This window comes from Paenibacillus sp. ACRRX, from assembly GCF_022346885.1.
Taxonomy (GTDB): Bacteria; Bacillota; Bacilli; order Paenibacillales; family Paenibacillaceae; genus Paenibacillus_B.
Map to the genome: position 1 here is coordinate 55,869 of NZ_JAKRNK010000007.1, position 13,781 is coordinate 69,649.

The window sequence follows — 13,781 nt, forward strand, 5'->3', positions numbered from 1 at the left end:
TTGATACCTTTATATATTATGATGAGTTCAAGGTCATACATCAAAGGAGATTGATACCATGAGTACAACACTAGAAGCTGCCATTTTCTTATCCATGAACGGAAAAGCACAAGAAGCCATACATTTTTACAAAAACCATTTTAAAGCAGAGGAATTGTTGGTTGTTACCTATCAAGACATGGCAAGTCGTGACAGTTCCATACAGCTTACAGATGAAAATAAAAATTATATTTCTCACTCCGTCTTATCCATCGGAAGAACAAAAGTAATGATAGCGGAAGATACAATGGATACCAGTGAACAATATGCAGTTGGTAATAACACTTCATTATGTATTCAAAGTGCTGACTTAGCAGAAATTCAACATTTTTATAATAGCTTAATTACAGATGATAGAGTAAAAATCATTGTTCCTTTATCCAATAATGTGTTTAGTAAAGCATACGGTATTATTGAAGACCCATTCGGTATTCAAATACAATTAATGTTTGATCATAGATTACAATGATGGACAAACACTGCTAATAGGAATAAGACAGGGGGGCTAATAGTAGCCTCCTCTTTTTTGCTTTTATATAAGCGACTTCTTAATCTAGGTGCTATAGTGATTACAAAAGCTATCCATTCGCACAGTACCAACAGGTCATTGGCATACACGCTTAATTGAAATGCAACATTCACATTTATGCATAGGAGATTGAGTTATGAATGCTAAAGATGTCAGACCAAATATCGAACAGATCAGAAACTCTAGAGACTTATGGAAAGAGTTTGCATATCAAGACCCAGACATCAACTATTCCAAACGATATGCAGCCGCAGTTGCTCTTCAATATGATTGGAAGCCTGAGGACTTCGATCTCATAAAGTTTCTAATGGAGAATGAGGTTGAGAGTAGGATTTATGAAGGGCTATAGATTTGGACGACCTCGAAGAGGCGGAGAAGCTTTTTGATATCCTTGAAAATCAAGCTGAAACTGATCCACAGATATTATATTATAGAGCAAAAGAATTAAAGAAATATGATGGGGCTATTTCTTACGCAATTTGATAGTTGGCAATACACAGGATTAGGCAGATCCATGAGTGAATCCTGGTTGATATTTGTCTTGGGTTTTTAAAATAAGGAACAAAAAAGCATTGATAAAATGCTAAAAAAACGCTGAGATGGCACTCGAATCGGGGACCAACCCAACTGCATGTTTGATCGGTTCCCCTATGAGAATGGATTAGTTGGCATCATGGATTCTGAAAAAGGTTTTTTCGGTATTAAAGGGAACTAGAGGGAAAAGATGAAAATGAAGGTATTAGAACGAACCTATTTGAAGGGAGAAACAAACATGACAAAGGGAAACGACATTAGCAATAAGACGGAATTGTCACCAGAACAACACGAGGGACTGCTCAAAGCTTTGAAAGCCCGTTTCGAGAAAAACATGAACCGCCATGAAGGGCAGGAATGGGCTAACGTGCAAGCAAGGCTCGAAGCCAATACGGAAAAACTGTGGTCGCTTCATGAAATGGAAAAAACCGGCGGCGAGCCCGATGTTGTTGGGTATGACCATAAGACGGGCGAATACATATTTTATGATTGTGTGGCGGAAAGTCCTAAAGGCCGCAGAAGCGTGTGCTACGACCGTGCAGCGCTGGAGTCAAGGAAGGAGCATAAACCGCAAAACAACGCGGTTGACATGGCAGCCGACATGGGCATTGAGCTTTTAACGGAGGAACAATACCGGGAACTGCAGCAGCTTGGGAAATTCGATCTGAAAACATCAAGCTGGGTGGTAACGCCTGCAAATATTAGAGAGCTTGGCGGTGCCGTCTTTTGTGACCGCCGCTATGACACGGTCTTTGTGTACCACAATGGAGCTGAATCCTACTATGCTGCAAGGGGCTTCCGCGGCTCGCTAAGAGTCTGATGATGATTTTTTATGGGGCGGAGCATCACTTGCTGGTGATATCCAATACTATTGATGCGGATGAACATCAGCATTCTTTTTTACAGGTGACCATCTCTTTGGAGGACGAATTTGACATTGATGTAGAGGGACAAAGCTTGAGTTGCGCCGGCATCATTATCCATTCCAATGTGGTTCATCGGCTAAAAGGAGCGGGGCACCCTTTGATGCTTCTTCTGATGGACAGCACCTCTGAGATAGCGGCAAGCTTTAAGCGATATATAGAGGGTCGGAATTATCATGTATTTCCGCCGGGGATGATGAAGGCTGTTCGCGAATTTGTGTCAAAAGAGTATCCTGGCGTTAAGGATACGGACAGCTATCTTTCTTTTCTGGGACAACTTATGAAGCTAATGGGCGTGGATCATGTAAATACAGCTATTGTTGATTCGAGAATAAGAGAGTTTATACAGCTTATAAAAGATTGCACCGACTCCGAGCACTCCGTAAGTCTATACGCCAGGCAAATGGGTTTGTCCAACAGCAGATTGTCGCATCTCTTTAAAGAGAATACAGGCATATCGCTTAGCGGATACATGCTGTTACACAAGCTGCAGAAGGCAACTTATTTTATGTTTAAAGGGCTCAGCATTACGGATGCGGCTATGGCGGCGGGATTTGACAGTCCGTCGCATTTAGCCGCCACCAGTAAGCGGCTCCTGGGAATGACGGCGAAGGATATTCGCAAAGATAGCGTCTTTTTAAAAGTTTCCTGCCTGCATTAACCGTACAATTGGTGCAGGAGGTGTTTCCAATGAGAGCATACTTGAAGGAAACGGAATTGCTGAACTATTCTCATCCCCTGATCCGGCAGGTCATTCACAGTCGCCAGTGGGATCGTATGCCCAGGAAGGAACAAATTCTTGGCATTTATAACTACGTCCGTGACGAAATCCTGTTCGGCTATAATAGGGCGGATGATATTTCGGCGTCAGAAGTATTGCAGAATGGCTACGGTCAGTGCAATACAAAGGGTGTGCTGTTTATGGCGTTGCTGAGGGCTGTGGGAGTGCCTTGCCGCATGCATGGATTTGCCATTGATAAAAAGCTGCAAAAGGGAGCTATGAAAGGGTGGTATTACCAACTGTCGCCCCGGGAGATCGTTCACAGCTGGGTTGAAGTGTTATATGAAGGCAAGTGGTTGAATATCGAAGGGTTTATACTGGATATTCCCTACTTGACCAAGCTTCAGCAAAAATTCGGACATTGTACGGGTTCATTTTGCGGTTACGGTGTTGCTACAGATCATTTTCAAAACCCGGAAATTTATTGGAATGAAAACGATACCTACGTGCAAAAAGAAGGAATCGTTCGGGATTTTGGGATTTACGACAGTCCCGATGCCTTCTTCTCCGTTCATCAACAAGGGCTCAGCCCACTCAAGAAAACAATCTATAGCTGGGTCGTTCGGCATCTGATGAATCGAAATGTCAGCCGTATAAGGCAGGGGTAATTGAACGGCTTTGAGAAGGACATAGTGATCTGGATAAATACCTGTCTCCTCTTGCCATTGCATGGGACACGATAGGCCAACGTGTATTTAGATTGAGTTGTAGATGTATTGGCGGAAATAGTAAAGAGGGGCTGAGAATCCCTCTTTTTTGTCTAATTCAGTTTTATAAAGTACCTATATTTCGGAATTCGGCAATATTGAGGGACTGACTGCCGAACTTGGTCTCCATTTAACTGGACTGGAGCAGGCAGTACCTGTGCTGACGGAAAAAGAGGTTTACACCTTTATGGCTACAAGACGAAAGGCCGGACGATGGACGGGTCTCTGCGTTTTCTCTGCGCAAGCGGGGTGGCACTGCTGCTAGTTCTGGATACACTATTCGAAAATAATACGATTATGTCTAATAACAATTCGATGGAACAGGACACGCTGCTGGGGCTGATCGGAATGTTCGTGCTGATTGCTGTGGCAGTCGGGATCTTCATGCACAGTGGGATGCACCTTGAACGCTTCAAGAGTCTGGAGTAAGGTTTTCAGCTGCTATATGCATTAAAGATGGAGCTTCAACGCAAGTAAGTCCTCGCACTGTCTACCGTACCCTGAACCGCAAAAATGTCTCCTGATTGTGCATTCCATGGCGTTATTGTTGGTGCCGAAACAATAACGGGCTTCCAGACATTGAGCTCATCTCTCGTTGATCGACAGGAGGGCTGATGTTGGAAACCTTAATTGTATGGTTTGTGGCAACCTATCAACTGCCCTGAAGGTTCAAGAATTTTAGTATTCTATCAGCTTGGTTGACAATGAGGTGGCCCGTATCCGGCAGCAGCTCGATCTCAGCTTGTTGTGCAATTGGTTTAAGTCGATTCATACTCTTGCTAGCCGGTAATAATTGATCAGAATCGCCAAAAAGCATTAAAATCGGCATCGTTAATTGATGAAGGGATTGATCACTAAATAGTGGCATTTTTGCAGTTCGTGGTCTGAAATACTTGAACACAAGTGATGCAAATGGGGGATCTTCTCCCAATACAGATAACGATGATGAAGAAATATGACCAGCACCCACTAATTTAAGTGTTTGTAGCTGTCCCCATTTGCCAAGAAGTGAGAAAAAGATTGCTTTCCAAAGAAAACTGGCTTTTTCACGTGCAAGCCCTCCGGGACAGAGCAAAACTAAATTATCAACCTTTTCCGGATAAGTGGTAGCGAAGCTCAATGCCATCCAGCCGCCTAATGACATCGCTACAATTGAGCAGGAGCTTAATCTAAGTGCATGTATGGTTTCATTCAACCATAGAGCATATGCACCACTTTTGTAGCCTGGTCGGCTTGCTGCGGATAATCCGGCTTCTCCAATAATGTCGATAGCGTAAGCATGGTGAGTTTTAGAAAGAGAAGCTACATCACCGTACCAAGTGAACGAGTTCGATACGCTTCCATGGAGGAGGATCAGAGGGGGACTGTCCTTTGATCCTGACTCAATGACAAAAGTCGGCCCGAATCTTGTCTCAACTTCGTATTGGTGGTTTTCCACGGGCCAGCTCGCAAGTATTTTTCGGTACTGTCCTAAAACATCTCGTTTGCCCACCTCGGACTTGTATATATTAACCATTTCACTTCGCCTTTCTTTCTATTCCAGAAGCCATGCTTCAGCTTCTTCTGTACTTTCATACAATCTAAAATGATTGCCTTTGTTCGTTTCCATGGCCATTTCTTTAAATCTGCCTTTTTGAATGGTCTCTGGAGGAATAATAGCAGCAGCTTTTATACCGTAGTTTATAAATTTTTGAATCATATTACCGGCTACTTTGGTTTTAAGCTTGAAGAAGTCTTCTGATATGGTTGCATAGTGTATCATAAGCGCATTTGCCTCATGTTCCCAGCATAGAGCTATTAGATCAAGTGCATCATTCTCTGTACTTAAAGGTTCAGTTGTAGAAATCAGTTCAATATATTTTTTATTCTCTATTTCTCTAACGTGATACTTCATGTTGTCTTTTTCCTCCATCACTTCATTTTCAAACAACTTCAGGCGGGTTTCACGGACCCAATTAAGTTCATTATGATAGGTTGAAATCATGTTCTCTGAAATCATTTCCCATATTAAGCTTTCCCTAGCGCTTCTATTAGGTGAATGAAGAGCACGTCTGTGTTTCTCCTTCTGCATAATCAATTGCAGTTTGATTTCATTTTCGTATGTGGAGAGTGCCTTACTTAATTCTTGATCGCTTAACATATCTGACCATGCAAGCTGTACCAAAAATGTTTTTTTTATTTCTGGAGCTTCTGGTGATGAGACAAGCCACTTTTTTAGTTCATTACGTCCTTCTTCTGTTATGGTATATATTTTTTTTGAAGGAGAGTTATCTTGGTGAACCACTTCGTTCGTAACAAAATCATCATTTTCCAGATTCATTAGAGCTTTGTAAATTTGATTATTATTACCGGACCAATGCATGAAGGAGGAATCCTCAAAAATCTTTTTTAGTTCATATCCTGTTGAGGACTTCCAATTCAGTATGCCTAGTATTGCTGATTGGATTGACATGAATACACCTCGTTATAAATAACATAGGTTAACAGTAACCTATGCTATTGTCAGTGTCAATTATTAACTTCGATGATCATGGTGGTTGCTGACATGTTCCCTTGAACGCTGGATATCTGCACAGCGTCAGTAGTTCAACTTATTCGATGTGTACACATAGTAAAAAAGTATCCTGCACTCAGCGCCCACCAAATGTGGAGTCGGTGACTTTGTTGGTGTGGAAGGACAATTAAATCGAGGATGTTATACTTAAGTAGGATGGATCTTTTCAAAAATATTTATAGGCTAAAGAGGAGGCATCTGAAAATTGAAGTTCTATCGTTATGTGTTAAGTATCCCACCCTTGGATTGGGAATGCTGCTTTCTTAGTATTGAAGAGTATAAGCGGAGTTTTACGAATAAGTATAATCAGAATATAGCGTATTACATGCAAGTTATCGGGGATTGTCAACAGCATCTCATTAATGTCGACAACCTCGCTGTTGTTACTTATAAAGATCTGTGTGCGAGTGTTCATTCTGCTGAGCTGCGCTGTCCAGCCATGATTTTCCCTATACCGAGTGGCGATCAGCGAGGTTCAGCTTTGTATTGTATCATGTATAAGCTTGAAGACGACGGGGATACGTTTATTTACTCGCCTGTTCCACTTGTTCATCTAGAGCAGGATCAAGCAGGTGAAATAGAGCTTTAGATAAGGGAGATTACTATGAGAGATTTAGAAAGTCTTAAAGAGCGGAAAAAGTGTATGCTTTTTCAATCGCTAATGCGGCTCTTTCCTTGTACTTGGAGGTACTCATGAATAGAAGGGACCTAAGAGGCAAGCGAAGTGGAGGTAATAGCTCGGGAACTGCAGGCAACTGAAACTCAAGATCATTGTAGCTCCTTAAATTAACAACAAGATTTACATAATGGGCAATCGTTTGTTCGTCTATGCGCTTATCATAGGTTGCTATAATATTTCAACTAACGGTAAGGCCGTTAACGGATATTGTTTATTGTATGGTCCTTTTAGATTTAATGACCGTTCCATCTAAAATGCCAGATGTGTCGCAGGTTTAATGGCAATGCTCCGATTCGTTAAATTAATGGCTGCGCGTTTAAACTAACAACTTACACTCGCATAAAAAAAAGTAGGGACGATAGCAAGCTTAATTTCAATCCTTTCTCACCACCATAGCTGATTGAGATTCTTCATATTGTAAAAGTTCGTCAACTATGGATGTATAGGTGGCTTCAATAAAACTTACTTAGCTAACTATTGAAATTCATATCTGACTATGTTACTATATTCACAAACAAGAAGGAGGTTAGTTTATGTTAACTACATTTCAAGCCATGGCAAAAAAATTACCAGGTGGTCTGCAAGTCGAAGCACAATCGAGAGGGTTTAAAATCCTTATGGATGAGCCTGAGGAGTTGGGTGGAACCAATACTGGGATGAATCCGGTAGAGGCAGTGTTGTGTGCGCTTGGAGCATGTCAGTCCATTGTTGTTGCTGCGTTTGCACAAGTACAAAATTTCACATATGAAGAATTTCACGTCGAACTTGAAGGTGACCTCGATCCAGATGGATTTATGGGACTTGCGGATGTAAGACCAGGATTTCAGGAAATTCGTTTCGTGATGCATTTCAAAACGAATGAAAGCCAAGAGAAAACGGAAGCTTTTGTAGAATTTGTTGAGAGAACATGTCCAGTTGGAGATTGTCTTGCCAAAGGTGTGAAATTGGTTAAAGCGGGAGTAGTCACACACTAATACATCCACCTAAGACAGACTAGAAGTGTCTTGCGGGTCCTAAGGAGAATAGCTGTGGAAATTAAAATGTCAATCATTCCAGGTGGTAAAACGGGTAGAGCAGGAACGATAGATGTTAAGGTTGGCGATCAGGTAGTTGTAGGAGATGTCTTGATACAGGTTGAAACGGGAAAAGGAAATCGTGAGATTACAGCGACAGCAGACGGATGCATTAAGAGGATTCTGTGTGAAGAAGGTAGCGAAGTTACCTCAGGCCAAGTTTTGTTTGAATTGGAAATAGCCAAAGCAGATTCGGCAGAATTATCAAGACAAGAATCAGCAGCTGTAGAGCAGCAGTCTTATGAGGAAGTAAGTACAGAACTGCTCATTATAGGCGGAGGCCCAGGAGGGTATGTTGCTGCGATATATGCCGCCAAACATGGCATTCAAGTCACATTGCTTGAAAAAGAGGAACTGGGTGGCACTTGCCTAAATGTGGGGTGCATTCCAACTAAGGCTTTCGTTAAATCTTCAGAAGTCTGTCATCATGTCAGAGAATCTGCATTATTTGGTATTAACGCAGGCTCTTCCCTGCAAGTTGATATGGCTCAGGTCATTCGACGTAAGAATGAAGTGAAAGACAATTTAATTTCAGGCATATCCTATTTGATGGATAAAAATAATATTAAGGTGATTCGAGGGCAGGCTTCATTTTTATCGTCTACTACAGTACATGTTACCGGTAAACAGAATTATCATATTACTTCTAAAAATATCATTGTTGCAACAGGCTCCAAAATTTCCAAAGTAAATATTCCAGGCATTGACCATTCATTTGTGATGAACAGTACGGATGCGCTTTCATGCGAAGAATTGCCAAAAAGCATCACCATCATAGGTGGCGGCGTGATTGGCATGGAGTTTGCTTTTATTTATCGGAATTTTGGCGTAGAGGTTCATGTTGTAGAATTTATGGATCGTCTTCTGACCATGCTGGATCGTGATATTTCAGATGAAATACGGCTTGCGGCTGAACAGGCTGGAATCCATATTCATACTCGTTCAAAGGTTTCCCAAATTCAATGTGCAAATGAAGGGCAAGCCGTTGTCACCTACGTAGACAGCAGCGGAGAGCATCTTCTTGTTAGCGAAAAGGTGTTGGTCGCCATAGGACGAGAGCCAAATCTTGAGGGGTTGGAGCTTGAGAAGGCCGGCGTGTTGTTGAATGAGCGTGGAAAAGGGATTATGGTGGATAAACAAATGAGAACAAACGTGAACCATATCTTTGCTATTGGGGATGTTACGAATATTATACAGTTGGCTCATGTTGCTTCTCATCAAGGCATTGTTGCTGTGGACGTGATACTTGGGCAACCTGATGAGATGAACTATATAGCTGTTCCAAATGTAATTTTTACATCTCCCGAGATAGCTAGTGTAGGTATGCTTGAAGACGAGTGTAAGGAACAAGGAATGGACTATCAGGTGAGCAAGGTTTCATTTTCGAGCAATGGTAAGGCATTAACGATGAATGAGCCGAATGGCTTTATCAAATTAATCAAGGACAAACAATCTGGGAAAATCGTTGGTGGTGCGATCATTGGGCCTGATGCCTCTTCTCTCATCAGCAGTCTTACCCTTGCAATAGCCAATGAGCTGTCGGAACATCAAATTACACAGACGATCTTTGCCCATCCAACAACGGGTGAAGTACTTCACGAAGCTGCCTTCGGTTTAGGCATTGGAGCGCTGCACCAATAAAGGGCATGTTAAAAAGTACACCAAGCATCCATTATAAAATTTGGTATAATCATGATAAAAGAAGGAAAATACCTAAAGAGAAACTAATTGGATTGGTTGGTGTACCATTTGTTTAATTTAGATGACTGTCTCGCATTTGTCACAAATCGCAGTGCAAAGATATTCGCGGAAACGTTGGAGAAGGAATTTCGACCTTATCATATGACTCGAAGTCAATGGATTGCGATGTATTATATTTATAAAAACGAGTCCATTACCCAGCGGGAGCTAGCCGATAAATTGTCGATAAAGGAGCCCAGCGTGGTTAGAATGCTTCAGAAAATGGAGCTCGAGGGTCATCTGCGCCGCGAAGGAATTCAATCCGATAAACGGATTAAGCAGTTGGAATTAACGGATAAAGGCGTGAAGATATGTCTAAGTTTGATGCCGATCGCTGAAAAGTTTAAAAATGAGACCATAGCAGGTATTTCCGAACAAGACCTGCGGATATTTAAGAATGTGTTGAACACAATGGTTGAGAATGCATCTGCAGAGAAGTCGTAACTTGATTCATCGTTATATCCTATGAGTATATTAGAATCGGCCTAACTTAGTATGCCTGCCCATGCATATTTCTAAGGCCGATTTTTTTATGGAATCGAACAGGGCGATCTAACTGTTTCCGAAATGGACAACGTATGTGCCGAAGCAGTCATTTATCGCTACAATTGCCGATAAAAGAGCTCAAACAGAAATATTGCTTGAACTCTTTTTATAGTAACTTGCAATCATCACCTTCGAGTCAATCCTATTTTAAAGATCGGGCTAAGCGAAATCCAAGATCATCGATAGCAAATGTCGGGTGACTGCGACGACGACAAGAAGCTCCACAGCCTCGTTCCTCTTCTGCCCAGCTGCCACCTCGGAAAATGCGGTAGGAACCATATACTTTCTCGTCATATAAATCCCAACACCACTCCCACACATTCCCGATCATGTCGTACAGCCCCCATGCGTTGGGCTGCTTTTGTCCTACTTTATGGATTTGGCCGTTTGCATTTTCACTGTACCAAGCGATCTTATCCATTTCTCCGTACCTATATCCTGTAGTTCCTGCCTTACAGGCATACTGCCACTCTGCTTCTGAAGGAAGGCGATAACCGTCTGCATCCCAATTACAGATGATTTCTTCAATGTTATTCCTTATTGAATAACATTCATTTAATCCGGCTTGTTGAGAAAGCAGATTGCAAAAGGAAACAGCTTCATGCCAGGAAATATTCACAACCGGCGTCTGATTTGTATCGATAGAAGTGGGGGATATAGTCGTAATCGCATCATACAGGTCGACTGTTACTGGATACTGGGCAAGCAGGAAGGGCTTGAGTTCGGTCTTCCATGTCCTTTTGGTTCGATCGTCCCTTAACTCTATTTCTCCACCTGGAATCTTAACCATTGGATAATGATAATTATTTTTTAATACTGCTGGCACTCGACATGCCCCCTCAACTTCAGGATGAACTAATGCTCAGTTTTTGATTTGCGGTATCAGTATTTCGCTGCCGCTTACAACAGCAATTCCTATACTGTTCACTGTTAGCTTGATAATTTTCATCATAATCCTCCAGTTAACCTTTTGACATAGTCCTCACAGATATATCGATTATCTTCACCGTTCATAGGTTGAATATTAGCTACTTTAAAGAAGCTGAGCCCTACCACCATGGCCAGCAGGCCGTAAGCAGCGCTGCCCGAGTCATCCACCTTCATACTCCCCAGCATCTTTCCATAGTCAAAGATTTTCATGATACCTTGCATGTCTTCCTTGTACCCGGCTGCTACAACTTCTTGTAAACGGGGGTCGAGCACGGCTTTAGAAAAGAAATGAAGGAAAAGCTTTGCCTGAACTTCATGGGGGATATGCATCCGTTCAATACCCTCCAGTTCCGAAACGTTGATTGCCATTTGCGCATCCTCACTATAAGGTGGGAGAATGTTCTGCAGTGTAATCTCAATCATGGTCTGTGGAGTCATTGTATGCTGAATTTGAGAATTGATCTTCAAACCATAATAAGCTAAAAACGACCTGAAAGCTTCAATAATCAAGTTGTCTTTATTCTTAAAGTAATAAGTGACAACACCCTTTGAACAATCCGCATACTCAGCGACTTTATCCAGCGTCATGCCATCAATCCCATGACTACTAATACACAGTAGTGTGGCGTTAATTAAATCTGCTCGCCGCTTAGGCTCCATCCCTACTTTAGGCATTTTATTACCTCCTGGGGTCATGAATAGGTAACTGAATTATTTTATACTGACCAGATAGAATAAATAAAACATACAATAAATGGAACTGGGTGTCAAGCGATTATTTATCCATTTTCCTGCTGCTTATGTAAGAGGTAGAGCAGTCGCAATCTCAGTGGTTTGTTTTACTAATGCTGCGGTTGTGGTCTATTTTTCTATGAATTCTTTTTTTTAAAATAGGCTGTATAATGGAAACTATGTTCTGTTTATGCAGTTATGAGGAGGAAAGAAAAGTGAAGCGAACGAGAATATTGCTTACAAAGCCGAGCAAAAATTATAAAAATTATATCCATCTCATGATTACAGAGACTTCTACAGATCAAGATATTTTAAATATCGTAAAAGGCCGCTTAACATTACGCAAGAAAACCACTAATGCGGTATATAAACAATATCCACCAGAAGAAGCGGTTCAGCAGCTTGAGCAGCTGTCCTTGGAATACCAAGCGAAAGGATACAGCGAAGAGCCAGAATCGATATTGGATGCAATTAAGGTCCCTGAAATTCAAGTATTAGATAAAGCGAAGTGGCATTACGAAGGGGAGTTTCCGCAGGATTTAACAAGAGATGCCGCATATACCGCAACGGGCATGTTTATCACTTGGATCATAAATAACAATTGGTTTACAGAGGATATCGAGCAGGAATTCCATGCTGAGATTGAGCAAGTCAAGAAGCGGCAGCTTATGGGTGCTGAATTTTATCGAAAATGTCTGGATGGCGTGTTCTCAACGCAAGAACTTTCGGATGAGATTATACCATTCGTGAATGAATATTTGGATATTCAAAACGACATATATACAGCTGAGGATTATGTCCAAACCTTGCAAGGGGATGAGCCTACCTTCTATCACATTGCTAATACGTGGGAAAATTATGACTTGATTGAACCTGTAATTGAACAACGTTTTCAACAATTCATGGCTAGAATCTAAAGATGTAGGGCAATGAATATAAGGAAGCCGTTAGGACAAAACCTGATAGATTAGAGATGAAAGGGTAGAAATAGCAAAGAGGGGACGTCCCCTCTTTTTGTTGGATATACGGCGCTGGCCTAGCAGGATACAGCGTTTTTAACCCTATACCAATACTTATAAACTTCTGAGTATCCGAGCTTTGAATAAAGTCGAAGCGCAGGTTCATTGTGGGCTACAACCGCTAAATAGCTGTGTGTGGCGCCATTTGCGCGTCCCCATTTGAGCAGATTTAGTATCATCTGTTCGCCAAATCCTTGATTTCGAAAAGAAAGATCTGTCACGATATCATATAATCCTATATACTCTCGCTCTATGACCCCAAGGCCGCAAGCAATAACCTGGTCTTCGAAACAAAGGGATACAAATCCTTTTTTAGTCTTAATATTGGACAGCATACGTTCCATAATGTCTTTGTGTTTATCTATAACACGATTTAGTCTACAGTAGTTCTCTATCCATTCAGTGCTCATCTGATCTTCTATGATAACGGAATTTAATAGGGGTTCATTAATGTGGTGTAAATCTAAGGTTTGTACACTTGTCAAATCAACTAAGGAATAGCCTTTCTGCTCTAACACGTGATCCAAATTTAGGGGCTGAACAAAGGGAGTAATTTTAAATGTTGGCTGCAACTGATGGACGGAATAGAGGCTCTCACAATGTTCAATTTTAGTATTCAAATCACAGGTGGAATAATGCAGGGGATTTATCGAATTGGCACGTTTGGTATAGCCATCGGCAAAGCGTAATATCCATCCATCATAAAGCAGCGTGGATAGCGAGGGCCAGTTGTTCAAGGATAACTCTTCAATCCATTTGATATCCATAATTAGTAATGATCCTCCTATTTATATTTGTATAATTATAATTTTGTATTAATTAATATTCAATATGAATATAACGACAAGTAAGTCTACAAGATTGATGGCGAAAATGGTGATGGAATGTTTCTCTTACAGCAGATGCCTTGCTGAACGAAGATGTTGTTAGGTTTGCAAGGTAGGTCTGCTAGGGGATAGGGGGATATGGAGGTAGCGTTGAAATAGGATTGAGGC

Annotated in this window: 16 protein-coding genes; 11 read left to right on the forward strand and 5 right to left on the reverse strand. The window is 41.4% G+C overall.

What is annotated here, in order from left to right:
* Window positions 1-58 precede the first annotated feature (58 nt).
* The 6 genes from MH117_RS19365 (at window position 59) to MH117_RS19390 (ending at window position 3,942) form a co-directional block, all read left to right on the forward strand.
* A complete protein-coding gene (locus MH117_RS19365) occupies window positions 59-508 on the forward strand; it encodes a VOC family protein (RefSeq protein ID WP_239331464.1) in 450 nt (149 codons plus the stop codon).
* A 196-nt stretch (window positions 509-704) separates the two neighbouring features.
* Window positions 705-917 carry a hypothetical protein gene (locus tag MH117_RS19370; protein WP_239331466.1) on the forward strand — a complete coding sequence of 71 codons (213 nt, stop codon included), beginning with the start codon at window positions 705-707 and terminating at the stop codon, window positions 915-917.
* 423 nt (window positions 918-1,340) lie between these two features.
* A complete protein-coding gene (locus MH117_RS19375) occupies window positions 1,341-1,922 on the forward strand; it encodes a DUF4256 domain-containing protein (RefSeq protein ID WP_239331468.1) in 582 nt (193 codons plus the stop codon).
* Complete coding sequence (locus MH117_RS19380) at window positions 1,922-2,686, forward strand: helix-turn-helix domain-containing protein (RefSeq protein ID WP_239331470.1); 765 nt, start codon at window positions 1,922-1,924, stop codon at window positions 2,684-2,686. The genes MH117_RS19375 and MH117_RS19380 overlap by 1 nt, the downstream gene beginning before the upstream one ends.
* A 29-nt stretch (window positions 2,687-2,715) precedes the next feature.
* Window positions 2,716-3,414 (forward strand): transglutaminase-like domain-containing protein, encoded by a 699-nt coding sequence (locus MH117_RS19385; RefSeq protein WP_239331472.1) that lies wholly within the window; start codon window positions 2,716-2,718, stop codon window positions 3,412-3,414.
* Between the two features lie 312 nt (window positions 3,415-3,726).
* Entirely contained in the window at window positions 3,727-3,942 is a 216-nt protein-coding gene (locus MH117_RS19390; protein WP_239331474.1) for a hypothetical protein, read from the forward strand.
* 223 nt (window positions 3,943-4,165) lie between these two features.
* On the opposite strand, the gene MH117_RS19395 is transcribed toward MH117_RS19390, so the two are convergent.
* Both MH117_RS19395 and MH117_RS19400 read right to left on the reverse strand, forming a co-directional pair.
* Entirely contained in the window at window positions 4,166-5,005 is an 840-nt protein-coding gene (locus tag MH117_RS19395; protein WP_239331476.1) for an alpha/beta fold hydrolase, read from the reverse strand.
* Between the two features lie 42 nt (window positions 5,006-5,047).
* Window positions 5,048-5,965, reverse strand: coding sequence for a PadR family transcriptional regulator (locus MH117_RS19400; RefSeq protein ID WP_239331478.1), 918 nt, complete (start codon window positions 5,963-5,965; stop codon window positions 5,048-5,050).
* 307 nt (window positions 5,966-6,272) lie between these two features.
* On the opposite strand from MH117_RS19400, the gene MH117_RS19405 reads away from it, so the two are divergent.
* The 4 genes from MH117_RS19405 to MH117_RS19420 all read left to right on the forward strand — a co-directional run bounded on the left by MH117_RS19405 (window position 6,273) and on the right by MH117_RS19420 (window position 10,003).
* Window positions 6,273-6,656, forward strand: a complete 384-nt coding sequence (locus MH117_RS19405; RefSeq protein ID WP_239331480.1) for a hypothetical protein — start codon at window positions 6,273-6,275, stop codon at window positions 6,654-6,656.
* Between the two features lie 623 nt (window positions 6,657-7,279).
* The gene (locus tag MH117_RS19410) at window positions 7,280-7,720 is read left to right on the forward strand and encodes an OsmC family protein (RefSeq protein ID WP_239331482.1); all 441 of its coding nucleotides are present in this window, start codon (window positions 7,280-7,282) and stop codon (window positions 7,718-7,720) included.
* A 54-nt stretch (window positions 7,721-7,774) separates the two neighbouring features.
* The gene (gene lpdA, locus MH117_RS19415) at window positions 7,775-9,460 is read left to right on the forward strand and encodes a dihydrolipoyl dehydrogenase (protein WP_239331484.1); all 1,686 of its coding nucleotides are present in this window, start codon (window positions 7,775-7,777) and stop codon (window positions 9,458-9,460) included.
* Between the two features lie 87 nt (window positions 9,461-9,547).
* Complete coding sequence (locus MH117_RS19420; protein WP_239331486.1) at window positions 9,548-10,003, forward strand: MarR family winged helix-turn-helix transcriptional regulator; 456 nt, start codon at window positions 9,548-9,550, stop codon at window positions 10,001-10,003.
* A 244-nt stretch (window positions 10,004-10,247) separates the two neighbouring features.
* On the opposite strand, the gene MH117_RS19425 is transcribed toward MH117_RS19420, so the two are convergent.
* Together MH117_RS19425 and MH117_RS19430 are read right to left on the reverse strand one after the other, a co-directional pair.
* Window positions 10,248-10,895 (reverse strand): formylglycine-generating enzyme family protein, encoded by a 648-nt coding sequence (locus tag MH117_RS19425; protein WP_275444751.1) that lies wholly within the window; start codon window positions 10,893-10,895, stop codon window positions 10,248-10,250.
* A 158-nt stretch (window positions 10,896-11,053) separates the two neighbouring features.
* Window positions 11,054-11,710, reverse strand: coding sequence for a TetR/AcrR family transcriptional regulator (locus MH117_RS19430; RefSeq protein WP_239331490.1), 657 nt, complete (start codon window positions 11,708-11,710; stop codon window positions 11,054-11,056).
* Window positions 11,711-11,982: 272 nt separating this feature from the next.
* Between MH117_RS19430 and MH117_RS19435 the strand changes: the two genes are divergently transcribed.
* Window positions 11,983-12,684 (forward strand): DUF7832 domain-containing protein, encoded by a 702-nt coding sequence (locus MH117_RS19435; RefSeq protein WP_239331492.1) that lies wholly within the window; start codon window positions 11,983-11,985, stop codon window positions 12,682-12,684.
* Window positions 12,685-12,803: 119 nt separating this feature from the next.
* On the opposite strand, the gene MH117_RS19440 is transcribed toward MH117_RS19435, so the two are convergent.
* The gene (locus tag MH117_RS19440; protein ID WP_239331494.1) at window positions 12,804-13,553 is read right to left on the reverse strand and encodes a GNAT family N-acetyltransferase; all 750 of its coding nucleotides are present in this window, start codon (window positions 13,551-13,553) and stop codon (window positions 12,804-12,806) included.
* Window positions 13,554-13,781 lie beyond the last annotated feature (228 nt).

Excerpts from the sequence above, each read along its gene's own strand:
- MH117_RS19440 (WP_239331494.1), bottom strand. The coding sequence starts at position 13,553 with ATGGATATCAAATGGATTGAAGAGTTATCCTTGAACAACTGGCCCTCG.
- MH117_RS19400 (WP_239331478.1), bottom strand. The coding sequence starts at position 5,965 with ATGTCAATCCAATCAGCAATACTAGGCATACTGAATTGGAAGTCCTCA.
- MH117_RS19390 (WP_239331474.1), top strand. The coding sequence starts at position 3,727 with ATGGACGGGTCTCTGCGTTTTCTCTGCGCAAGCGGGGTGGCACTGCTG.
- MH117_RS19375 (WP_239331468.1), top strand. The coding sequence starts at position 1,341 with ATGACAAAGGGAAACGACATTAGCAATAAGACGGAATTGTCACCAGAA.
- MH117_RS19385 (WP_239331472.1), top strand. The coding sequence starts at position 2,716 with ATGAGAGCATACTTGAAGGAAACGGAATTGCTGAACTATTCTCATCCC.
- MH117_RS19425 (WP_275444751.1), bottom strand. The coding sequence starts at position 10,895 with ATGGTTAAGATTCCAGGTGGAGAAATAGAGTTAAGGGACGATCGAACC.
- MH117_RS19430 (WP_239331490.1), bottom strand. The coding sequence starts at position 11,710 with ATGCCTAAAGTAGGGATGGAGCCTAAGCGGCGAGCAGATTTAATTAAC.
- MH117_RS19380 (WP_239331470.1), top strand. The coding sequence starts at position 1,922 with ATGATGATTTTTTATGGGGCGGAGCATCACTTGCTGGTGATATCCAAT.
- MH117_RS19370 (WP_239331466.1), top strand. The coding sequence starts at position 705 with ATGAATGCTAAAGATGTCAGACCAAATATCGAACAGATCAGAAACTCT.
- MH117_RS19410 (WP_239331482.1), top strand. The coding sequence starts at position 7,280 with ATGTTAACTACATTTCAAGCCATGGCAAAAAAATTACCAGGTGGTCTG.
- MH117_RS19365 (WP_239331464.1), top strand. The coding sequence starts at position 59 with ATGAGTACAACACTAGAAGCTGCCATTTTCTTATCCATGAACGGAAAA.